22 protein-coding genes and 1 riboswitch are annotated in these 20,603 nt (G+C 51.3%); of the genes, 6 read left to right on the forward strand and 16 right to left on the reverse strand.

Annotated features, from left to right (window positions below):
• The first annotated feature begins 69 nt into the window (after positions 1 to 69).
• Genes A7975_RS12250 through thiD form a run of 4 tightly spaced genes read left to right on the forward strand, consistent with a single transcriptional unit; the run spans position 70 to position 3,469 of the window.
• Entirely contained in the window at positions 70 to 837 is a 768-nt protein-coding gene (locus tag A7975_RS12250) for an ABC transporter ATP-binding protein (protein ID WP_065385281.1), read from the forward strand.
• Positions 818 to 1,594 (forward strand): ABC transporter permease, encoded by a 777-nt coding sequence (locus A7975_RS12255; RefSeq protein ID WP_065385282.1) that lies wholly within the window; start codon positions 818 to 820, stop codon positions 1,592 to 1,594. Before A7975_RS12250 ends, A7975_RS12255 begins: the two co-directional genes overlap by 20 nt.
• A complete protein-coding gene (locus tag A7975_RS12260; RefSeq protein WP_255314268.1) occupies positions 1,591 to 2,625 on the forward strand; it encodes an ABC transporter substrate-binding protein in 1,035 nt (344 codons plus the stop codon). The genes A7975_RS12255 and A7975_RS12260 overlap by 4 nt, the downstream gene beginning before the upstream one ends.
• Positions 2,626 to 2,659: 34 nt before the next feature.
• A complete protein-coding gene (gene thiD, locus A7975_RS12265) occupies positions 2,660 to 3,469 on the forward strand; it encodes a bifunctional hydroxymethylpyrimidine kinase/phosphomethylpyrimidine kinase (RefSeq protein ID WP_053376999.1) in 810 nt (269 codons plus the stop codon).
• 64 nt (positions 3,470 to 3,533) lie between these two features.
• On the opposite strand, the gene A7975_RS12270 is transcribed toward thiD, so the two are convergent.
• Positions 3,534 to 3,728, reverse strand: coding sequence for a hypothetical protein (locus A7975_RS12270; protein ID WP_053377000.1), 195 nt, complete (start codon positions 3,726 to 3,728; stop codon positions 3,534 to 3,536).
• Between the two features lie 451 nt (positions 3,729 to 4,179).
• On the opposite strand from A7975_RS12270, the gene A7975_RS12275 reads away from it, so the two are divergent.
• Entirely contained in the window at positions 4,180 to 4,536 is a 357-nt protein-coding gene (locus tag A7975_RS12275; RefSeq protein ID WP_065385283.1) for a hypothetical protein, read from the forward strand.
• 75 nt (positions 4,537 to 4,611) lie between these two features.
• Here A7975_RS12275 and queF read toward each other — a convergent pair whose 3' ends face one another.
• The 6 genes from queF to A7975_RS12305 form a co-directional block, all read right to left on the reverse strand.
• Positions 4,612 to 5,109: a preQ(1) synthase gene (gene queF / locus A7975_RS12280; RefSeq protein ID WP_065385284.1), complete on the reverse strand. Its 498-nt coding sequence runs from the start codon at positions 5,107 to 5,109 to the stop codon at positions 4,612 to 4,614.
• Between the two features lie 26 nt (positions 5,110 to 5,135).
• Entirely contained in the window at positions 5,136 to 5,867 is a 732-nt protein-coding gene (queE, locus tag A7975_RS12285) for a 7-carboxy-7-deazaguanine synthase QueE (protein ID WP_065385285.1), read from the reverse strand.
• Positions 5,854 to 6,306, reverse strand: a complete 453-nt coding sequence (queD, locus tag A7975_RS12290) for a 6-carboxytetrahydropterin synthase QueD (protein WP_053377891.1) — start codon at positions 6,304 to 6,306, stop codon at positions 5,854 to 5,856. Before queD ends, queE begins: the two co-directional genes overlap by 14 nt.
• Positions 6,306 to 6,971 (reverse strand): 7-cyano-7-deazaguanine synthase QueC, encoded by a 666-nt coding sequence (gene queC, locus A7975_RS12295; protein ID WP_065385286.1) that lies wholly within the window; start codon positions 6,969 to 6,971, stop codon positions 6,306 to 6,308. Before queC ends, queD begins: the two co-directional genes overlap by 1 nt.
• 146 nt (positions 6,972 to 7,117) lie before the next feature.
• A riboswitch (PreQ1 riboswitch) is annotated at positions 7,118 to 7,161 on the reverse strand.
• A 133-nt stretch (positions 7,162 to 7,294) separates the two neighbouring features.
• Positions 7,295 to 7,813, reverse strand: coding sequence for a hypothetical protein (locus tag A7975_RS12300; RefSeq protein WP_065385287.1), 519 nt, complete (start codon positions 7,811 to 7,813; stop codon positions 7,295 to 7,297).
• Between the two features lie 83 nt (positions 7,814 to 7,896).
• Complete coding sequence (locus A7975_RS12305; RefSeq protein WP_065385288.1) at positions 7,897 to 9,003, reverse strand: rhamnogalacturonan acetylesterase; 1,107 nt, start codon at positions 9,001 to 9,003, stop codon at positions 7,897 to 7,899.
• Positions 9,004 to 9,303: 300 nt separating this feature from the next.
• On the opposite strand from A7975_RS12305, the gene A7975_RS12310 reads away from it, so the two are divergent.
• Positions 9,304 to 10,206, forward strand: coding sequence for a molecular chaperone DnaJ (locus A7975_RS12310; protein WP_065385873.1), 903 nt, complete (start codon positions 9,304 to 9,306; stop codon positions 10,204 to 10,206).
• Positions 10,207 to 10,352: 146 nt separating this feature from the next.
• On the opposite strand, the gene A7975_RS12315 is transcribed toward A7975_RS12310, so the two are convergent.
• The 9 genes from A7975_RS12315 to A7975_RS12355 all read right to left on the reverse strand — a co-directional run bounded on the left by A7975_RS12315 (position 10,353) and on the right by A7975_RS12355 (position 20,344).
• Positions 10,353 to 11,078: a FadR/GntR family transcriptional regulator gene (locus tag A7975_RS12315; protein ID WP_065385289.1), complete on the reverse strand. Its 726-nt coding sequence runs from the start codon at positions 11,076 to 11,078 to the stop codon at positions 10,353 to 10,355.
• 78 nt (positions 11,079 to 11,156) lie between these two features.
• Positions 11,157 to 11,882, reverse strand: coding sequence for a LutC/YkgG family protein (locus tag A7975_RS12320; protein WP_065385290.1), 726 nt, complete (start codon positions 11,880 to 11,882; stop codon positions 11,157 to 11,159).
• Positions 11,875 to 13,404, reverse strand: a complete 1,530-nt coding sequence (locus tag A7975_RS12325; protein ID WP_065385291.1) for a LutB/LldF family L-lactate oxidation iron-sulfur protein — start codon at positions 13,402 to 13,404, stop codon at positions 11,875 to 11,877. Before A7975_RS12325 ends, A7975_RS12320 begins: the two co-directional genes overlap by 8 nt.
• 2 nt (positions 13,405 to 13,406) lie before the next feature.
• Entirely contained in the window at positions 13,407 to 14,129 is a 723-nt protein-coding gene (locus A7975_RS12330; RefSeq protein ID WP_065385292.1) for a (Fe-S)-binding protein, read from the reverse strand.
• A 247-nt stretch (positions 14,130 to 14,376) separates the two neighbouring features.
• Positions 14,377 to 15,135, reverse strand: coding sequence for a DeoR/GlpR family DNA-binding transcription regulator (locus A7975_RS12335; protein ID WP_065385293.1), 759 nt, complete (start codon positions 15,133 to 15,135; stop codon positions 14,377 to 14,379).
• 13 nt (positions 15,136 to 15,148) lie between these two features.
• The gene (locus tag A7975_RS12340) at positions 15,149 to 16,642 is read right to left on the reverse strand and encodes a rhamnulokinase (RefSeq protein WP_065385294.1); all 1,494 of its coding nucleotides are present in this window, start codon (positions 16,640 to 16,642) and stop codon (positions 15,149 to 15,151) included.
• Complete coding sequence (gene rhaI / locus A7975_RS12345; protein ID WP_065385295.1) at positions 16,639 to 17,859, reverse strand: L-rhamnose isomerase; 1,221 nt, start codon at positions 17,857 to 17,859, stop codon at positions 16,639 to 16,641. The genes A7975_RS12340 and rhaI overlap by 4 nt, the downstream gene beginning before the upstream one ends.
• A gap of 28 nt (positions 17,860 to 17,887) precedes the next feature.
• Positions 17,888 to 18,259 (reverse strand): sensory rhodopsin transducer, encoded by a 372-nt coding sequence (locus A7975_RS12350; RefSeq protein ID WP_053377015.1) that lies wholly within the window; start codon positions 18,257 to 18,259, stop codon positions 17,888 to 17,890.
• A gap of 15 nt (positions 18,260 to 18,274) precedes the next feature.
• Positions 18,275 to 20,344: a bifunctional aldolase/short-chain dehydrogenase gene (locus tag A7975_RS12355; RefSeq protein WP_065385296.1), complete on the reverse strand. Its 2,070-nt coding sequence runs from the start codon at positions 20,342 to 20,344 to the stop codon at positions 18,275 to 18,277.
• Between the last annotated feature and the right edge of the window lie 259 nt (positions 20,345 to 20,603).

A 20,603-nucleotide genomic window follows, 5' to 3' on the forward strand; every position in this document is an offset into this window, starting at 1 on the left:
CCTTGTTTGTTCGTTAGACCCGCTCATTTCCCTCCGGAAATGGGTGGGTCTTTATTTGTTTACGGGGGGATGCGTATTACCGCGCTATTATCGCTTCACCATTTGACCTACTCCTATCCATCTAACAGCAAGCCTGTATTCTCCAATCTATCATTGGAGGCTCACGCCGGCGAATTCGTATCGATCATCGGGGCAAGCGGCTCAGGCAAGAGCACGCTCTTCAAGCTTATGGCCGGGCTGCTTCAGCCTGCCGAAGGAGAAATTAGGCTGCGCGGCGAGCTTGCCCCGCACCGGTTAGGCAAGGTCGCCTACATGCCGCAAAAAGATCTGCTCCTCCCATGGCGGACCGTGCTCGATAATTGCTTGCTGCCGCTTGAGCTTGCGCGAGGAGACCGCGCAGCTGGCTCCGCGCAAATACGGGAGCTGCTCAGCCGCTTCGGGCTTGCTGGATATGAGCAGGCTTATCCGGATGAGCTATCGGGAGGCATGCGGCAGCGCGCCGCTTTTTTGCGGACGCTCGTGACCGGGCAAGAGCTTCTGCTCCTTGATGAGCCATTCGGCGCGCTGGATGCGATGACTAAGCGCGGCATGCACAAATGGCTGCTTGAGCTATGGGGCGACCTGCGCAAAACCGTCCTTTTTATTACGCATGATCTGGAGGAGGCTATATTGCTTAGCGACCGCATTTATTTGATGTCCGAAAGCAGCCTGCAGGGCGTGCAGGAAATCGCCGTTCAGCTGCCGCGCCCCAGACACTATGAGCTGAATTATGAAGCTGCTTTTGTGAAGCTGCGGCAAGATTTGGAGCGACGACTGCATGCGCAAACTACGTTTTAACACATGGGTGCAAAATTACGGACTTTTTATTCTGCTGCTTATGCTCCTTCTTATCGTTTGGCAATGGATCGTGCACCTTGGCTTCGTTCCCGCCTTCATTCTTCCAGCGCCAACTGCAATCGGCGGGGCATTGGTCGAGGACAGCAGCCTCCTGCTTGGCAAGCATCTTGCTGCCACGCTGCGAGAGGTCGCGCTTGGCTTCCTCTTGTCCGTCATAGGCGGGGTTGCTCTTGCAGCTGCCATGAATGCGTTCCGCACGCTCGAGAAGGCGCTGTATCCCTTCATCGTCATTAGCCAGACGATCCCGTTAATTGCTCTGTCGCCGATCTTCATTTTATGGTTCGGCTATACGATTTGGGGCAAGGTCGCCGTCGTTTTTTTGACTGCCTTCTTCCCTATCGTCGTCAGCACCTACGACGGCCTGAGCAAAGGGGATGCGGAGTATCGGGAGCTGCTGCTGACGATGGGAGCGACCCGATGGGACATTTTCCGCAAAATACAAATTCCGGCTGCCCTGCCCTCCTTCTTCTCCGGTCTTAAGCTGTCCGTCGTCTACTCCGTCGTAGGCGCTACGATAGGCGAATGGCTAGGCGGCAGCGAAGGGCTTGGCTATTACAGCCGGCGAATGTCCGGCAATTTGAACACCGATGCCATGTTTGCATCCGTATTTCTGCTATCGCTCATTGGCATTCTCTTATTTGCCAGCGCGATGCTGCTTGAGAAAATGATTTTAAAGAGAAGAGGAACGAAGAAATGATGACAAAAGCTAAAAAAAACTGGAGCGGCTTGATCACGCTTGCTGCCATGCTGCTTGTAATAAGCGGATGCGGCGGGGCTGCCACGGACAATAACGAAGCCTCCAAGGCCGATGCTTCAGCCGATGATCAGAAGATAGAGAAAATATCGATTATGCTCGACTGGTATCCAAACGCCGTTCATTCCTTCTTATACGCCGCTCAGAAGAACGGATATTTCAAGAAGCAAGGACTAGAGGTTGATATTCAGATGCCCGCCGACACAAACGATGCTTTAAAGCTGGTAGCCGCAGGCAAAATCGATTTGGCACTCAGCTACCAGCCTCAAGTTCTGATGGCTCGCGGCGAGAAAATCCCTGTCAAGTCCATTGCGGCAATCGTCAGGCATCCGCTCAATCATCTGATGGTGCCTGAAGGCGGAAGCGTAAAGTCGCCTAAGGATCTGGTCGGCAAAAAAGTCGGCTACTCCTCTATCCCCCTCTACGAGGCGATGATGCGCACGATGATTAAGGAGGACGGCGGAGATCCGCAAGCTGTACAAATGATCGACGTAGGCTTCAGCTTTATTCCGGCGATCTCGACGAGCAAAGTAGATGCCATCATCGGCGGTTTCATTAATCATGAGCAATTGCTGCTTGCCAAGGAAGGTTATCCCATGACCGCGATTAACCCAGCCGATTATGGCGTGCCTGACTATTACGAGCTGGTGCTTGTTGCCAGCGACGATGGTCTAAGCAAGAAAAAGGCGCTTTTTCATAAATTCATTACAGCCATGGCAGAAGGCCAGCAATACGTTTCCGCCAATGCCGAGCAAGCGCTGTCGATCCTGTTCGAGCACGAGGATCAAACGTCCCCGCTCGACAAGGAGATCGAGACAAAAAGCTTGGACATCCTGCTGCCGCTTATGGATGCGGGAGAGCAAACCTTCGGCTATCAGGACCCGGCTTCCTGGTCCCATGTAAGAGAATGGCTGCTTAACAATGATCTGCTGCCGCCAGACATAAAGGCTGAGGATGCTTTCTCCAATTTGTAAGACAGCGAATTGATACGATCGGGGGAACGAGTCGATGAACATCTATAAAGCGTTAACGATTGCAGGCTCAGACAGCGGGGGCGGCGCAGGCATTCAAGCCGATCTCAAAACCTTTCAAGAGCTTGGCGCCTACGGCATGTCAGTCCTAACCGCAGTAACGGCGCAAAATACGCTTGGCGTCCAAGGCGTATATCCGGTAGAAGCCGCTGCCGTCAGAAGGCAGCTGGATTCGATCGGCGAGGATTTAACGCCTTCCGCGCTTAAGACAGGCATGCTATTCAGCAGCGAAATTATTGAAATTGTAGCTGCCAAAATAAAGCAGTATCAATGGCAGAACTTGATCATTGATCCTGTCATGGTAGCCAAAGGCGGCTCTTCCCTGCTTCAGCAGGAAGCCATTCAAGCGCTCGTTAAACATTTGGTGCCGCTCGCGCTCGTAACGACGCCAAACATTCCCGAAGCCGAGCTGCTCGCACGGATGGCTATCCGCACGCTGAGCGAACGGGAGGAAGCAGCAAAAATCTTGTTCCAGCAAGGCTCCCGTTATGTCGTCATCAAGGGCGGGCATGATTCGGGCAGCGCACGGCTAGTCGACCTTATTTATGATGGAGAGCGATTCGATTACTTGGAAAGCCGGCGAATCGAAACCCGTCATACGCATGGGACCGGTTGCACCTTCTCAGCCGCATTAACGGCGGAAATCGCGCAAGGAAAAACCGTTCCCGAGGCGATTCGTACAGCCAAAGCCTTCATTCAAGCTGCCATCGAAGACCAGCTGGGGTTTGGCGATGGCCACGGGCCTACGAATCATTTTGCTTACCGGCGCAGGCTTCGGGGCGAGTAGCCTATTTCGTCCAAAGAAAACGCCGCTTCCGGGATGGAAGCGGCGTTTTCTTTGAGCTATTGTTTCATATTCGAAGATTAAAATTTGCCGCCGATTCAACTTCAAGCTGCATAACCGCTACTGCCGTAAGAGGCTTTACATCATACTTCGATTGCTCCGCCGCCGCAGCATTCACTCTTTCCGGCGCCATATCAAAGCTCGTAAGCGCCGCCGCTATCGTACAAAGCAGCACAGACATGCATATCACATTTCTTATCATAGACGTTCCACTCATTTCCTCGCTATTTCATTAGCCGTTCTATTCCTAAGTATAGAGCAATGAAAATAAAAAGCTATGGACTTAAGGAAGGATAGAAGCCTAGACTTTAGGCGGGTTAACCCCATACATAATCGAATACTTAACATGCATATGCTTACATTTTTGTTTGCCAATAGGTTAACTTGCTAGTACAATGGGAATTATTCCCGCCTATATCATCTATTAACTTTTACGATAATCCAGCAAATCCTCTGCTGCACTCTATTGATTGGCTGCTCCCTAGAGCTCCTCCATCCATTCAGTCCGAAATAACGCATCTTTTATTCCTTTATTTAAAGGAGGTGATTCTCAACTTCGATCCTGCACACGATTGGCTTCCAAGAGCCCGCGCTTGGAGGAGCATGTGTACATTCCGTTGATTGGCGATCACCATTTGAAGAGGAGGAATACAATGATGAAAAAAATGGGCTTAAGCTTCATCGTACTCGTCATGTTGCTTGCATTTGCTTCGTCCGCTTCCGCGGCAAACCGGGTTGAAACGGGTACTTATACGCACGGCGGAGGCAACCTGTTCGTCTATTATTCTGCGTACGATTCGCATGTAAGCGGATATTTGAACATCACGATTTATCGCGTTACTTCATCAGGCGATGTTTTCATTACCTCTTATTCGGAAGAAGGCGGCAGGCCTGGCCATGATATGCATCAAGGCACATTAAATCTTGGCAATCAGCCGGCCGGCACTTATAAATTCGTGGCCAGCAATCCTGACAGCTGGATGGGACCTTCGGTAAGCTTCCATAACTAAAAAAAGCCCCAAATGAGGGGCTTAGCCGATATTCTGGGGACACCTTCGACAGGTGTCCCTTTCCTATGCGTTAAGTTAGCGGTTATCCACTTTCTCCGGATAAAGATCATGGTTCATGAGGCGATGCTCCGCCATTTGCTCATATTTGGTGCCGGGCTGGCCCCAGTTGCAATAAGGATCGATAGAAATGCCTCCGCGAGGCGTAAACTTGCCCCAAACCTCGATATATCTCGGCTCCATGAGCGCGATCAAATCATTCATGATGATGTTCATGCAATCCTCATGAAAATCCCCATGGTTGCGGAAGCTGAACAAATACAGCTTGAGCGATTTGCTCTCTACCATTTTTTGACCGGGAATATATGAAATATAAATCGTTGCAAAGTCCGGCTGCCCCGTCATCGGACAAAGGCTCGTAAACTCCGGGCAGTTAAACTTAACGAAATAGTCGCGGTTCGGATGCTTATTATCGAATGCCTCCAAAATTTCCGGCGAGTAGTTAAACAAATATTGTGTGCCTTGATTGCCGAGCAGCGTTACGCCATTAAGCTCTTCCTTGCTTCTTCCTTCCATGCTCGTCTCCACCCTTCCTTTTCCTATTAAACGCCTTTTTTATTGCCCCATACCCAGGTATGAAGCTGCGGGAGCACATGAACCCGCTTCAATTCATCATTCGGCATTACTCTGTTGATCAGCCATTCGTAACGCTCTACCAAATAAGGCAGCATCCTGTGCGGCTCCGTTTCCTGCAATTGACTGTTTCCAGCTTGCAGGTAAAAGGGAACATTCGGATAGCGCATATGAACAAAAGTTGCGTATTCGAGATCCTCGTCATCAAAGACGACCGTTTTTAAGCAAAAGCTTGCTTCCTTTTCGTTTAGCTTGGATACAATCTCGTCGAGAATTTGCCAATCCGTCTTCATGCCGGAGCTTGGCGGCTTCGGCGACAAGGTCAGCTCGTCAATCGACCAAAACCAGTCCTGCCAGCGGCTGCCTTGCGTCTCTAGCGCTACGCTTATCCCCCGCGTGTGCAGCTCTTCAATAAATACGCTAAGCTGCGGGAGCAGCGCGGGATTGCCGCCGGAAATCGTCACATGCTCGAACGTTTTTCCGCCGATTGCCATTAGTTCCTCTATGATTTCATTCGCCGTTAACATGCGAATATCTGCTTTCGCGCTTCCATCCCAAGTAAATGCCGAATCGCACCATGAGCAGCTGTAATCGCAGCCTGCGGTACGAACAAACATCGTTTTTCGGCCAATGACCATCCCTTCGCCTTGCACGGTGGGACCGAATACTTCCAGAACGGGAATTCGTTTAATCGCCTGCATCCGAACCCGCCTTTCTCTTAGGGCGGTAGATACAGTAGCTTGTCGGCGTTTCTCTTAAATAAACCTGAACGCACTGCGGGCGATTCACCGTACTGTCCAAATAACGCTGAACGATCTCGTAAATCGTGCGTGCTACCACTTCCGTCGTCGGAAATCGCTCCGGCTGCGTGTCGCTGAAGCTCTCCTTGTCGTCATTAAGCAGCGTATGGTCAAACCGGTCATGAATCAGCTGCTTGATAATAGCAAAATTGACTAGGAAACCAGCCGCATCAAGCTCGTCGCCCGCTACCGTCACATTGGCATAATACGTATGCCCATGAAGCTGACGGCATTTGCCTGCTTCCTCGGCAGGCACATAATGTGCCGCTGCGAACTGAAAATCCTTGTTCAGCTCATAAGAGTAAGGGTGAGCGGCTGCTGGATACACCTGCTGCAGCATCATTGCTTCACTCCATCCATTCGTTTGGCCAAATATTCGTCCAATCCGTTTTTACGCAGCTGGCATGCCGGGCAATCGCCGCAGCCGTCAGCAATAATGCCGTTATAGCAGGTTAACGTCCGCTCCCGTACAAATTCAAACGCGCCGAGCGTCTCGGCAAGCTCCCATGTCTCGGCTTTGTTTAGCCACATGAGCGGCGTATCGATGACAAACGGATAATCCATAGACAAATTCAGCGTGACATTGAGCGATTTCACGAAAATATCACGGCAATCCGGATATCCGCTAAAATCCGTTTCGCATACGCCTGTCACGATATGCTTCGCGCCTAGCTGCTTAGCCAGCACGGCTGCGAAGGTTAGAAATAAGAGATTGCGGCCATCAACAAAGGTGGTAGGGAGCTCCCCTTCCTTTTGCTCAATCGCAATGTCATCTCTAGTGAGCGCGTTAGGCGCCAATTGATTAAGCAGCGACATATCGAGAATATGATGCTTAATATTCAGCTCCTTGGCAATATCCGCCGCGCATTCGAGCTCTAACTTATGCCGCTGTCCATAATTGAACGTAACGGCCTCAACCTCCGAGAAGCGCTCCATTGCCCAAAACAAGCAAGTCGTGCTGTCCTGGCCGCCGCTGAATACGACGACCGCCTTTTCCTTTTTCATGCTGCATCTCCCTCTCTGGTTTGAGAAGATAGAGATCGCCTGACATCCTTCATAAGTTGCTAAAAAACCAAAGAAACGGCGCGAAACGGTAAAAAACCGGTTCGCGCCGAACGCAAAAACGACGATGTCACCTGACGGGACAATCGTTTCGCATAGTTTTTTATAGAGGGAGTTCGCGAACCTCTCCCGGCCGCCCGTTAAGTCGATTGACGAGGCACCGGAATTTCTTCTTTAGTTGCATATCCTCAAGTACTATAGCATAGCTTTGGGCAAATGGAAACAGACAGTATTTTACTAACCAGCTTCCATTCCCTTCTGCTTTATTATACGATCTCCACCAGCTTTGCAAGCGTCTGAAGAACATGCTGGGACAGCTCAGGAATGTCTTCCATTTGCTCCTCGCTTATTTTACGGTTAAAACTTAGCTCGATCACATTCGAATAGCTCGGCGCTTCATCGCCGAATAAATAGCTTATCGTTTGCGTCGGCGCCATTTCCGGCTCCCAAATACGCTGCAGGATGTCCTCGATCTGCCTGCACTGCTCGTTTACATCATTCACCTGCATATAGAAGCGAAGCCTCAGCGTACAAGCGGGCGTCTCGCCCTTTTGCTCTAAGAGCTCAGCCGCCAAATCCTTCAGCGATGCAGTGAGCTGTATTTCCGCTGACACCTCCGCGCGGCCAGCCAGCGTGAATTGAAGCGCAAACTCGCGAGACATAACGGCTAATTCCAACCGGTCTATCCGATTGATGATATCAACCTTTCGATCCAGCGTGTCTAGGTCATAAATTTGGTTCTCAAAAGCGACTTTCAAGTTTTCAAATACAGTTGGATCAAACATCATGGATTCCTCTCTTTTTTACAGCAGTAGGTACTAAGCTATTGTAGTCTATAAGGAACGTAGAATCGAGTTTTCTTTTGTAATTATCCCTTCAAATATAAGAATAGCGGCGACAGACCAAGCTCGCGTACGCCTTCGGCAACCAACCCTGCAATTTGAATACCGCCAAGCTCTTGAAAGTGCGTATCGTCCTGTACTCCATCAGGAAAATGAATGAATTCGCCTGGATATGCCCACATAAACAGCGCCTTCGAGGGCTCGTCGCCCAGCTGCTCATACAAGGCTTTGCTTTTTGCAGCCAAATCAATAAGCGGAACGTCAAGCTCCGACGCAAGCTGCTTCATGCCAAGCAAATAATCGCCATGCGTGTCGATGATCCGCCCCTGCTCGTCAAACTTGCGGCGATGCATCGGCGTAATCAGTACCGGCCTTGCGCCGCGTGCAAGAGCCCCCTCCACATAGATCGTGAGCATCTCCTTAAAGCTGCCAAAAGGCTCCGTTGCCCGTTCGGCGTCCGGCTTCTCGTCGTTATGTCCGAACTGTATCCACAAGTAGTCGTTAGGCTTAATTTGCTCCAATATCGCTGCAAGGCGTCCCTCATCAATGAAGCTTCTAGAGCTTCTGCCCGACATCGCATGGTTGTCAATCGCCACATCCGTCTTAAAAAATAACGGAAGCATTTGTCCCCAGCCCGCATACGGAAACGTATCTTGATCGGTCACGGTCGAGTCGCCAGCCAAATAAATGGTGGTCGCTTGCTTCGCCTCTTCAATCCGCAGCGCATTAATGCGCGGTGCAATGCCAGAGAAAGCAAGGCGCAAACGCCCATCAACCACCTTGACCGTAAAGCTGTGCACCGCATACTGCCCCGCCGATGTAACTGCCTTGTGGAGTACGATGCGCCCCACGCCATATTTTAAGGTCGTTGAGGTCGGGGCAATTGCATCGCCGATCGTTGCGGTTACCGTATAGCAGCCGTTAGGCAGATCGACGGCAAACACAGCATCTAGCGGTATGCAGAAGGCGCCGCGCAGGCGATCCTGGTCGTCGCGATTCCGCGAGCTGACACGCTCGTTAGACTCGAAGCCGTAGCCTGCCGCCTCGCTATAAACGGTATCCGGAAGCACTTGTATATAAGGGGAAGCAGGCGCGTTGCCAATCCCAAAATCAAAGCGAAACGATGTAGTCATGCCAGCACCATCCTATCCGTTGATTGTCCTATTAGTAGAATAACAAATGACGTGTGGATAGGAAGCCAATAATTCGTCTATTTTGTTCAAAAATCAGACCCCCTGCACATGTGTACCGTTTATTTGTTATTTAAGGATCGAGCTGAGCATACGCCGCATAACGATCGCTGGAAATGGCAGCGTGCGGCAGGAAATGACAAATGCCCGTTTAACGCTGTCAAAGTTTGCGTTACCTGTGGAATTCCGTATACTAATAGATAGGAATCATGCAGGAGCTACTTACTAATTGAGGTGACGCAAGTGGAAGAGTTGAAACAAGCCTATGAAACGATGGGGCTGCCAGAGCTAGCGGCAAAAGAGGAAGTGGAGAAACGCTATACGACGCTTATGCGTCAAGCACGCTCCAGAACGCAGCAGCAGAAGGACGACGCGGGTGACGCGGAGGATTCTTTTGCGAAGATTACACAGGCGTATCGGCTGATTTTAGAGTATGAGGATCGCAAGCTGACCGATGCCTTCAACGAACAGGAATACGGCAAGTACAAGAAGATGGCTGGACAAGCTCAGAAAATGGACCATTTCTGGCGCTATTACAAGTTCCATACGCTTGGCGCAATTGCAGCAGTAGCACTTATTATCTATGGGGTAATCAGCTTCATGAACTACCGTGAGGAGCAGGAACGGCTTGCTAGTCTGCCGCCTGTCGATTTAAACGTATCTTTTATGGGCAATTACATGCTGAAGGATGACGCTCCTAAGGAAGAGCCGATTGAAAGCGCACTTTTGACAGCGTTTCCCGAATGGAAAAGATTCGTTTCCACGGTAACCTTCGTACCTGCCGACGAACAATCGCAAATGGCTTATATGCAGAAAGCAGTGCTGATTTTGGCGACAGAGCATCCGGATGTTTACATCATGGATCGGAATATTTTTGAGTGGATCGGCAATCAGGGCGTACTGATGAACCTCGATAACGACGTTAACGGCGAGCTCAAACCATTGCTGAAAGATGGTTTGACGTTGAAGGCGAAGACCGAAGACGATACCGTGGAGCATGTGTACGGCATCGATATAAGCAAAAGCGCCCTTGTCGATCAGCTTCCTCTTTACAAGGAGAACATGATCATCGGGATACGCCTCGACAGCAAAAACCCGGAGAAAGCGCGAGAATTTATCAAAAAATATTTGCGTACAGTGAAATAGAACTAGTCGATGAAAGCCCGTATGCCGCCGCCATCAGGATGATGTCGGCGGCATACAGGCTTTTTATTTTGTGAGGCAGCCGCTTTGGGATTTATCCAGCGCTGCAAAAAAGGGGGACTATAAATGGGTATATGCATCCCGCCCATTTAGCCTTCGCCCAAATGCTTTAGCACGATGCTCTCAATATGCTGCAAATGCTGCTTCATTCGTTCGGCTGCTTGCTCGGAATTTTGCTGCTCAATCGCCTCGAAGATAGCTAGATGCTCCTTATAAAGCCGCTCCGCAACAGCTGTGCTGGCATACAGCTCGACTCGCCGAATATCGTGGATGGCCGTTTCAATGTAATTCATAATCGACTCGAACAAGCGCACCATGATGGAGTTATGTGTCGCCCTTGCGAGCGTAAGATGAAACTTCAGGTCTAGCCGCTCGCCTTCGGTCTCATCGCCAACTGTCCGCTCCATCTCGTCAATCAAATCACGCAGCAGCTTTACATCCTCATCCGTCCGCTTCGCAGCGGCTATTGCCGCGCCCGATACCTCCAGCGCTTCGCGAGCCTCTAATAGCTCAAGCACCGTTTCGCGGTTCAAGCGAAGCGACGTAAGCTCAGGAAGCTCCATATCCATTGGCGCGTTGCGAATAACGCGGCAGCCCCCGCCCTGCCGAATGTCGATTAAGCCCATCGCTTTAAGCGCGCTCAAAGCCTCGCGGGTGGTCGAACGGCCAACGCCAAATTGCTCGGACATTTGTTTCGTAGAAGGCAGCTTATCTCCGACTTTGAGCTTGCCCTCCACGATCAGCTGCTTCACTTGCTCGGTAATTGCCTCGTAGTGGTTGCGCTTTGAAAGCTTCTCTACCTCTAAAGACGGCATGGACACTAACCTCCTATGCAGTATACGGCACGCGCCGCCTTGCAATCGTGCCCTTCGCTATCAGTAACGAATTTAATCCTATCCGACCAGCAGCGCGTATACAATTCCTGGGCCATGAACCCCGATGGTCAGATCATTTTCAATATCGGAGGAGCGGCTTGGGCCGGAAATAAAATGAATCCCCGCCGGCAGCTGCCCTTGACCCGCTTCATCAAACTTTACGAGCACCTCGCCTAGTCTCGTTTTCAACCGCTCTATCGGAATGATTATAATGAGGACGGTCGGCAGCAGGCTGACCGAACGGCCTTTGTTCGGCGCCGACAATACGGTTACCGAGCCTGTATAGGCGACAGCATGATCCGCAATGACGATGCCAAAATCCGCTTCTGCCGCACGCGCACGCCAGTATTGCTCCGCATCCGTATTCCATGTGGACACTTTTGAGTCTGTGAGAGAGCCTTCAAGATCAAGCGCATCCAGCTCCGGCTGATTTTGGCGAACAACGTATTTCGCGCTCATTTCCCCAGCCTTTTGCACGATAAAAGCTTTTGCTTCCTCCATCGTCTGAAGACGCGCCACATGACCGCCTACGGATAAAAAATTATCGGTAAACTGCTGGATTCGCTCATCTTCCGACCATTCGAAGGCATTCCAAAAGTCAGGCGCGCCGCGGAACGGTTGCTGCGGCTTATTCACCATTCTAGGATGCCTCAGCTTAGCGGCGATATCGTTCATAAAATGCTCCTGCTTCACGCGTGACTCCGCCTCAAGCTTCTCTAACCACTGTTTATGCGAATCAGCCATGACCGTGTCCTCCTTTGCCGTTTTTCTCATCCAGCTCGCGTTGGCGCACAAGCTCCTCCATCCGAATTTGCATCGACGGCTCCATTTGTTTGAGCCCCTGCTTCAGCTCTTGATCAAGCGTATCCCAGCGATCGCGGAACGACTCCTTCGGCAAGCTTGGCGTGACGCGGTACGTGTTCCAGCCTTTAAGCGGACCAAGCTTCGTCTTGATGACGCCGCTGCGGACAACGAGCTTTTGCCCCAGCTTGCCCAGCCGCAGCACGCCGCCGAGGCGCGAGGAATTCCCCATGACGGTAGCGAAACCTTGCATGCCGATGGACTCCATTTTGCTGCCGTTGCCGCTCTCCACCTTGCGTCTGCGCAAATAAACGAGCATGTCGTGCAGCGGGATTTTGACCGGACACGCTTCATAACAAGCACCGCATAAGCTGGAGGCGTTGGCGATATCGTCCCACTCCGCGATATTTTTGTTCAAGGATGGGGTCAGTACGGCTCCAATCGGACCGCTGTAGGTACTGCCGTAGGCGTGGCCGCCAATGTGGCGATAGACGGGACAAGCATTTAAGCAGGCGCCGCAGCGAATGCAGTTCAGCAGCTCTTGAAACTCAGGATCGCCCAGCTGCAGCGAACGGCCGTTATCGATAATAATGATATGCATTTCATCCGGACCATCCGCATCCTCCGAGCGGCGCGGACCCGTAATGCCGGACATATACATCGTAAGCTTTTGTCCCGTTGCCGAGCGCGGCAGCAGCGTCGCCATGACCTCAAGGTCAGCCCATGACGGAATAATGCGTTCCATGCCCATAAGCGTAATTTGTGTTTTGGGAACCGTACTAACCATACGGGCGTTGCCTTCGTTTTCAAAAAGCACCATCGAGCCCGTCTCCGCAATCGCAAAATTGCAGCCGGTCATGCCGATTTCCGCATCCAAAAACTTTTCGCGCAGCTTTTTGCGAACAAAGCCTGCAAGCGCCGTCGTATCCGGCGGCAGCGTGTAGCCCGCCTCCTTGGAGAGGAGGTCGGCAATTTGATAGCGATTTTTGTGAATCGCCGGAATAACGATATGTGAAGGCATCTCGCCTGCTAGCTGGATAATGTATTCGCCCAAATCGGTTTCTACCGCTTCGACGCCGATTGATTCAAGCGCGTGGTTCAGATGCAGCTCCTCCGACACCATCGACTTGGATTTGACGACTGACTTGGCATTCGCATGCTCGGCGATATCAAGCGTTAGCTTCACAGCTTCCTCCGTATTGCTTGCAAAATGCACATGGACGCCGTTCGCACGGGCGTTATTTACAAACAGATTTAAATAGTAATCGAGATGAGCGATCGTATGCAGCCTAATTTGCTTGCCGCGCTCCCGCCATTCCTCCCAATTGCCATGCTCGTCTGTCGCTTTCTTTTTTCCGTTGCGAAGACGCTCCGTCGTAAACCTTACCGCTTTGCGCAGAAATTCATCATTGAGCGCAAGATCTGCCCTAGCTTTTACGGTAGCTTCCGTTTTTGCTCCAGCCATCCTTATTTCACCCCTTCATAGAGAAGCTCTGCCAAATGCATGACGCGAACGGGCTCGTTGCGATAGCGCAGGTTGCCGGCAATGTTTAGAAGACATGCCATGTCGAGTCCGACCAGCACTTCCGCTTCCGTCTCCAGCACATGATCAACTTTTTCCGTCACCATTGCCCCTGAAATATCCGCCATTTTGACCGCAAACGTTCCGCCAAAGCCGCAGCAGTCCTCCGCAAATGGAAGCGGGACAAGCTCAAGCCCCTTCACGTTCCGAATAAGCGCGAGCGGCTCGTCCTTGACGCCGAGAATCCGGCTGCCGTGGCAGGAAGGATGGTACGTCACCTTATGAGGGAATGCGGCACCGATATCCGTAACGCCGAGCACCTGCACCAAAAACTGAGTAAACTCATACGATTTGCTTTGCAGCTTATTCGCACGCTTTAACATAACCGGATCATCCTCAAACAGCTTTGGATAATGATGAATCATGCCCGTGCAGGAGCCCGAAGGCGAAATAACGAAATCGCTGTCTTCAAAAGCATCCAAGATCGTCTTAGCCGACTCCCTGGCTTCCTTCCAGTAGCCGCTGTTGAAAGCCGGCTGCCCGCAGCAGGTTTGTACCGTCGGAAACGCCAATGTGACGCCGTACTTCGCCAGCAAGCGCACCATCGCTTCGCCGACCCTTGGATATAGCGCATCGCTTAAGCAAGTAATAAATAAGGAAACCTTCATACCCGCACCCCTTTTGTCATGGTTGATGTTATTTTATCAGGTTGTCAGACAAGTTTGGTTAAAAAAGAGAATGTCCAATCGGATTTTGAAACGCGATTGTGCTAATGTTCGTTCGAAGCTCTGTAAGCACCTATTGGCGCTTAAAGCTCCCTATCCCGCGTCAGCAGCTTGCTTTCCAGCGCCATAGACCATCCGCACTTTTACAAAAACAGCGCTGCGCTTCTACTGAAGCCAGCGCCGTGTTCGGTTAAACCGTTGTGACGGAGATTTGTTTCTCCTTGAGCTGTGACAACAGCCCAGGCGACAAATACCTGTCGGTTATGATCGTATCGACATCGCTCAAATCAGCGACATGCGTGAAGGCTTGAACGCCGAATTTGCTGGAGTCAGCCAGCAGAATCACCTGGTCGGCCATGCCGACCATTTTCTGCTTGATGCGCGCTTGGAGCTCATTTGACTCGCTTACGCCTCGCTCCAAGTGAACGCCCTTGCATGAGAAAAATGCTTTATCCACATGATACGCATCAAGTGAGCGCTCTGCGAGCGGCCCGACATAAGACAAGGAACGCGATGCCAATATGCCGCCCGTCGAAATCACTTCGATCTTCTCCTTGCTGCTCAGCTCCATCGCTACTTTGATGGAATTGGTAAGCACCGTCAGCGGTATGTCCGGCATGCTAGCCGCCATATACCAAGCGGTGGAGCTCGCGTCGAGCAAAATACGGTCCTTAGGCTGGATCAGCTTAATCGCTTCCTCAGCGATCCGCTTCTTCTCCTCCGCGCGCGTAATTTCCCGCTCAAAATACGGAATCTCCGGCTGCTGATCCTTTACGCTAACCGCGCCGCCGTGGGAGCGGCGCAAACGTCCGGCTTGCTCCAAGCGGTCAAGGTCGCGCCGAATCGTTTCCTCGGTTACTTGACATAGCTCGCTTAGCTCCGTTACACGGATGCTGCCTCTCTCATTTACCAGCTGCACAATTTTGTCGTACCGTTCCTGGACCAGCATAGCGTACCTCTTTCTAACTTATATTTGTATTCGCCTTTTTAGCGATTCCTGTTTTTTCTTTGAATGCACCGTATGCATGCTCCCATTCCGCACGCTGCTCCGGCTCGTACGCGTCAACCGGGAAAGACTCCCGAATGACCTTGCGCGCTTCCCAAATATCAGCAATCTCGCCGCTTGCAATCCACTGAACGACCATATTGCCGATCGCGCTGCCCTCTACTGGACCTGCCCATACCGGCTTGCCGATCGCATTAGCCGTCCATTTGCACAGCAGCGTATTCTGAATGCCGCCTCCTACCATATGAAGACCGTTGAAGGATTGCCCTGAAAGCTGCTCCGTCAATTCGAACACATAACGGTATTTAAGCGCCAGACTCTCCAAGATACAACGAACGATCGCGCCCGCACCCTCAGGTGCCGATTGCCCTGTACGCAAGCAATATTCCGCTACTCTAGCGGGCATATCGCCTGGGCGGAGAAACAACGGATCATCAGGATCAATGAACGCCGCGAATGGCTTCGCTTCATCAGCCAGCTTAACTAATTCGGGAAACGAGTACGAAACTCCTGCTCGCTCCCACGAGCGTCTGCACTCCTGCAAAATCCACAAGCCCATAATGTTTTTCAGCAAGCGGAAAGTGCCGTATGCGCCGCCTTCGTTCGTAAAGTTCAGCTGCTGAGCAAGCTCATTAATAACAGGCTCATGAACTTCTGTTCCCATAAGCGACCATGTGCCACAGCTCAGATAAGCAAACGAGGGGTTAAGCGCTGGCACTGCCGCAACCGCCGATCCGGTATCATGCTCCGCAGCCGCGTATACAGGAACAGGCTCGATGCCCAGCTCCTCGCAAACGGAAGGACGCAGGCTGCCCGCCCTAGCTCCAGGCTGCACAACTTTACCGAACATTTCCGGCGAGATGCCGATTGCCCTTATCAGCTCCTCATCCCAGCTGCCCGTTACCGAATTATACAGCTGAGTCGTCGTCGCATTGGAGAGTTCGTTGAACATTTCGCCAGTCAAAAAATAACGGAGCAAATCCGGAATCATCAGAAAATGTTTCGCGTCCCGCAAAATCGGCGAATCGGCTTTCTTCAAAGCCGCAAGCTGATAAATCGTATTAAACGGCAGAAACTGTATGCCCGTCTTCTCAAAAATACGAGCTTTGGTCAGCTCCTCGACCACCTGCTCCATGACCCCATCCGTATGATGGTCGCGGTAATGGTAAGGATTGCCCAGCAGCTCGCCGCTGCTTCCGATCAAGCCAAAGTCAACGGCCCAAGAATCGATAGCGATGCTGTCCAGCGTAATGCCGCGATGCTTCACCTTAAGCAATCCCTGCTTAAGCTCATGCAGCAGCCGCAAAATATCCCAGTGCAGCCGATCGCCGACCTGCACCGGATCATTCGGGAAACGATGCAGCTCCTCAACCTCGATCTTGCCGTTATTTAACCTTCCGAGCAGCGCTCTTCCGCTGCTCGCCCCGAGATCATAAGCGAGGATGGTCACCAGCTGGCACCGCCCTTGCCCCTCACCAAGATGTCTTTGCCATAGCTGCTGCTCAGGTAGGCTTTCATCGGATCAAGCGGCAACCCTTGCTCTTCGCGCAGCGAATGCAGCAGCGGCGTCACATCAAATTCGAAAGCGCGCCGAACAGCGTCTTCCGCGCCTAGAACATCGTTGCGCTCAGCAGCCTCGTCGACTTCGGCATGATTAATAAGCAGCGCCTTCGCGTATTGTGTCTGAACGTTCAAAACCGAACGCAGCATGGCCGGAATTTTTTGCTCTATATTATGCGATTGGTCGATAAGATAAGCGATATTTTCTACGTTGCTGCGAATGGCAGCATCTGCGTCATTTGCGCCGTTCAGAATTTGATAGAAAATCAAAAACAGCTCATACGGGTTCACAGAGCCGACAATGAGATCGTCATCGGCATATTTGCGGCTGTTGAAATGGAAACCTCCGAGACGTTTCTCGTCGATCAAATAAGCGACGATATGCTCAATATTTGCCCCTGGCAAGTGATGCCCCGTATCAACAAGCACCTCGGCTTGCGGACCGAGCTTTTGCGCTAGATTATAGGCCATGCCCCAATCCGCGAGATCGGTATGATAGAACGCAGGCTCGAAACATTTGTACTCAATCAGCATCCGCATATGCGGCGACATCGCATTGTACATTTCGGTCAACGCTTCCTGCATCCAGCCTTTGCGCTTGCGGATATGGCCTTGGCCTGGGTAGTTTGTACCGTCAGCGAACCATAGGCTAAAATCACGCGAGCCCGTTTCCTTGGCGATATCTACGCATTCGAGCAAGTGATCCGTTGCTTTCCGGCGAATCGCCGCATCCGAATTCGTAACGCTTCCAAGCATATAATCCTCATCCTGGAACAGGTTGGGATTGACCGCGCCAATCGTAAGCCCGAGGCTCTCTGCGTGGCTTCTTAGCTTGCCGTAATCGTCAACTTTGTCCCAAGGAATGTGTATCGCAACTGAAGGGGCAAGTCCTGTCAGATTATGCACCTGCGCCGCATCGTCAAATTTTTCGAACGGATTGCGGGGAACGCCTTCCTTCTGGAACACCTTAAAACGTGTGCCGGAATCGCCGTAGCCCCATGATGGCGTCTCGATTTTTAGCGCTTTCAATTTTGATTTCACATCATCTATGTTAATGCCTCTAGCTTGCTGCTGCTCCTCAAATAACATATAAGCTTTATCGGACATGTTGAACACCCTTCCATATCTATAGTTATTATTTCATTGGAAAAGCCATTGTAGACATTAACGTATTCTCAGCTTGCGTAGAGTCCAGGCGGCTGTATTGTACGATAATCGGAATATCGCTCTGCACCTCGATGGCGTAAGGAACGCCGATTGGAATCGACGCTCCTTCCTTCATCAATGTGCTGGTGCGGATATGTTTCGTACGTCTGCCTGGCACGACAACCACAACATCTTCTATCGGCTCGCGATCCTCAAAATAAATCGTAAAACGAATAAGTGCTTCTTCCGAGGAACAGTTCAGCACGCATACCGCTTCGTGGCTGATGAGCGCTCCCGTGCTGTCTGGCGGAATAAAACCGTCGGGAATGTACCAATTTTTTTCTCCTCGCGCTTGAAACATATCGCATCAGTCCTCCTATCGAGTGAATGCAGCAGGCACGCCGCCGTCAATGGTCAGCATGCAGCCCGTCGTTTTGTCCGCTTTGGACGATGCGAAGAAAGCAATGCCTTCCGCAATGTCGCGCGGATAAATGTTAACGAGCAGCGTTGTGCGTTTGCGGTAGTATTCTTCGAGCTGGTCCGGCTCGATGCCGTATGCCGCTGCACGTTCATTGCGCCAGCTTCCGTTCCAAATCGCAGAGCCTTGCAAGATCGCATCCGGCAAAATCGTATTCACGCGGATACCGAACTCGCCGCCCTCCGCTGCGATGCAACGTGCCAAATGTGCTTCAAGCGCTTTGGCAGAGCTGTATGCGGAAGCATTTTTGCCAGCGTAAACCGAGTTTTTCGAGCCAATGAATACCATGTTTCCGCCGATGCTTTGCTGCTTCATCAATTTGAACGCTTCGCGCGCTACCAAGAAGTAGCCTGTACCGAGCACGTTCATGTTCAGATTCCATTCCTTAAGCGAAGTCTCATCGAACGGGCTTGATGTCGCAAGACCTGCATTGTTGACGATGATGTCAACTCCGCCATATGCAAGCGCCGTCTCCGCATAAGCAGCGACTACCTGCTCCTCGCTCGTCACATCCATTTTGACGGCTGTCGCACGGTGATCGCCGTATTTCTCGTTAATTTCAGCGGCAACCTTCTGCGCGCCTTCCAAATTGAGATCAGCAAGCACGACATGCGCGCCTTCCGACACTAGACGGCGTGCCGTTTCGCTGCCGATGCCGCCTGCGCCGCCCGTAATAAAGGCAACCTTGCGCGAAAACTCTGTTTCAGCAGGAGCAAGCGACAATTTGTAAAGCTCAAGCGGCCAGTACTCCACGTTGTACGACTCGTTCTCGCTAAGCGATACAAATTCGCCGAGTGCCGTTGCGCCGCGCATAACCGCAATCGCACGGTGATAAAGTGCTCCGCTGACCTGTGCCATCGCCCAGCTCTTGCCGGTATTGATCATGCCGATACCTGGAATGAGGATAACGCGCGGCGCTGCTTCGAACATCACGTCGCCTTCGTTTTTGTTGCGGTCAAAGTAAGCTTTATATTGTTCCTTATAAGCAGCGATACCTTCTGACAATTTCGCTTTCAAGCCGTCGATATCCTCCGCGTTAGGCGTCCAATCAATAAACAATGGAACAACCTTTGTGTGCACAAGGTGATCCGGGCAAGCAGCGCCTACTTGAGATAGTTGCGGCGAATCCTGTCCGCTGACGAATGCAAGCACATCCGCCTCCTCGTCAAAGGTCAAAATCATTTTTTTCGCATCGCTAACCGCGCCGCGAATGGTTGGCATTACTTGAGCGGCAACGCTTCTGCGCACATCCGCTTCCAGCACCTCGTGCTTTACGCCGCCGAACAGCGATGCTTCGTCAAAGCGGGATTCGATGAACGCTTCCGCTTCCGAAATGATTTTGATCGTTTGCGCGTAACATTCCTCGCTCGTCTCGCCCCATGTCACTAAGCCGTGCTTCTCCATAAGCACGAGCTCCGCATTCGGGTTAGCGAGAACGCCTTCCGCAATCATTTTCGACAGGTTAAAGCCAGGACGCACATAAGGAACCCATACGAAGCGGTCGCCGAAAATTTCCTTCGCTAGCGCTTTGCCGTTATCCGCGCAGCACAAGCTAATAATAGAATCGGGATGCGTATGATCCACGTGTTTAAAAGGAAGAAAAGCATGCAGCAGCGTTTCGATAGACGCGCGCGGGTGCTTCGAATCGATCATGCAGTTCACTAAGTAAGCAACCATCTCTTCATCCGGCATTTCGGAACGCTCGAACAATGGACGGATATCATCCATACGAAGACCCGTAAAGTTGCCTGCCTTCATTGAAGCCAAATCAGAGCCGCTGCCCTTCACGTACATCACTTCAACTTCGCGGCCGCGGAAGTCTTTTACGATTGTTTTGCTGGACGTGTTGCCGCCGCCATAGTTGCATACCCGGCGATCCGAGCCGATAATGTTGGAGCGGTAAACAAGCTCAGCTAATCCGTTCTCAAGCTGCGATGCTTTTTCATTTTCCCATAAGCTTTGTACCATGGATATACCTCCGAATGATGTTTTGTATTTGTTTGAATCGATCATAACATATTTGTTTATTTTTGAATACACATATTTCAAACACAAACGGAAATGATAAGCGACGTTTTATAGCGCTAAAACAAAAACAAAACAGGAGTAAAAGCGTAAATAAAAACAGATAAAAAAAAGATCTGCTACGAAATAGCAGATCTCACAGCAAACGGCATCTCATCCCCTACCCGCAGCCTGTCAACTGGATTTTTTCAGCTGCAAGACA

Source organism: Bacillus sp. FJAT-26390 (genome assembly GCF_001682865.1).
In the GTDB taxonomy this organism is placed as follows: Bacteria; Bacillota; Bacilli; order Paenibacillales; family Paenibacillaceae; genus Pristimantibacillus.

What these genes read in the sequence shown, in the direction of transcription:
- queE (WP_065385285.1), bottom strand. Translation starts at nt 5,867, where the DNA reads ATGCAGGCGATTAAACGAATTCCCGTTCTGGAAGTATTCGGTCCCACC.
- A7975_RS12335 (WP_065385293.1), bottom strand. Translation starts at nt 15,135, where the DNA reads ATGCTGGTCCAGGAACGGTACGACAAAATTGTGCAGCTGGTAAATGAG.
- A7975_RS12355 (WP_065385296.1), bottom strand. Translation starts at nt 20,344, where the DNA reads ATGGTACAAAGCTTATGGGAAAATGAAAAAGCATCGCAGCTTGAGAAC.
- A7975_RS12270 (WP_053377000.1), bottom strand. Translation starts at nt 3,728, where the DNA reads ATGATAAGAAATGTGATATGCATGTCTGTGCTGCTTTGTACGATAGCG.
- A7975_RS12305 (WP_065385288.1), bottom strand. Translation starts at nt 9,003, where the DNA reads ATGACTACATCGTTTCGCTTTGATTTTGGGATTGGCAACGCGCCTGCT.
- queD (WP_053377891.1), bottom strand. Translation starts at nt 6,306, where the DNA reads ATGCTGCAGCAGGTGTATCCAGCAGCCGCTCACCCTTACTCTTATGAG.
- queF (WP_065385284.1), bottom strand. Translation starts at nt 5,109, where the DNA reads ATGGAAGGAAGAAGCAAGGAAGAGCTTAATGGCGTAACGCTGCTCGGC.
- A7975_RS12320 (WP_065385290.1), bottom strand. Translation starts at nt 11,882, where the DNA reads ATGGCTGATTCGCATAAACAGTGGTTAGAGAAGCTTGAGGCGGAGTCA.
- A7975_RS12300 (WP_065385287.1), bottom strand. Translation starts at nt 7,813, where the DNA reads ATGTTTGATCCAACTGTATTTGAAAACTTGAAAGTCGCTTTTGAGAAC.
- A7975_RS12350 (WP_053377015.1), bottom strand. Translation starts at nt 18,259, where the DNA reads ATGTTTCAAGCGCGAGGAGAAAAAAATTGGTACATTCCCGACGGTTTT.
- A7975_RS12275 (WP_065385283.1), top strand. Translation starts at nt 4,180, where the DNA reads ATGATGAAAAAAATGGGCTTAAGCTTCATCGTACTCGTCATGTTGCTT.
- queC (WP_065385286.1), bottom strand. Translation starts at nt 6,971, where the DNA reads ATGAAAAAGGAAAAGGCGGTCGTCGTATTCAGCGGCGGCCAGGACAGC.
- A7975_RS12315 (WP_065385289.1), bottom strand. Translation starts at nt 11,078, where the DNA reads ATGCCGTCTTTAGAGGTAGAGAAGCTTTCAAAGCGCAACCACTACGAG.
- A7975_RS12330 (WP_065385292.1), bottom strand. Translation starts at nt 14,129, where the DNA reads ATGAAGGTTTCCTTATTTATTACTTGCTTAAGCGATGCGCTATATCCA.
- thiD (WP_053376999.1), top strand. Translation starts at nt 2,660, where the DNA reads ATGAACATCTATAAAGCGTTAACGATTGCAGGCTCAGACAGCGGGGGC.
- A7975_RS12325 (WP_065385291.1), bottom strand. Translation starts at nt 13,404, where the DNA reads ATGGCTGGAGCAAAAACGGAAGCTACCGTAAAAGCTAGGGCAGATCTT.
- A7975_RS12255 (WP_065385282.1), top strand. Translation starts at nt 818, where the DNA reads ATGCGCAAACTACGTTTTAACACATGGGTGCAAAATTACGGACTTTTT.
- A7975_RS12250 (WP_065385281.1), top strand. Translation starts at nt 70, where the DNA reads ATGCGTATTACCGCGCTATTATCGCTTCACCATTTGACCTACTCCTAT.
- rhaI (WP_065385295.1), bottom strand. Translation starts at nt 17,859, where the DNA reads ATGTCCGATAAAGCTTATATGTTATTTGAGGAGCAGCAGCAAGCTAGA.
- A7975_RS12260 (WP_255314268.1), top strand. Translation starts at nt 1,591, where the DNA reads ATGATGACAAAAGCTAAAAAAAACTGGAGCGGCTTGATCACGCTTGCT.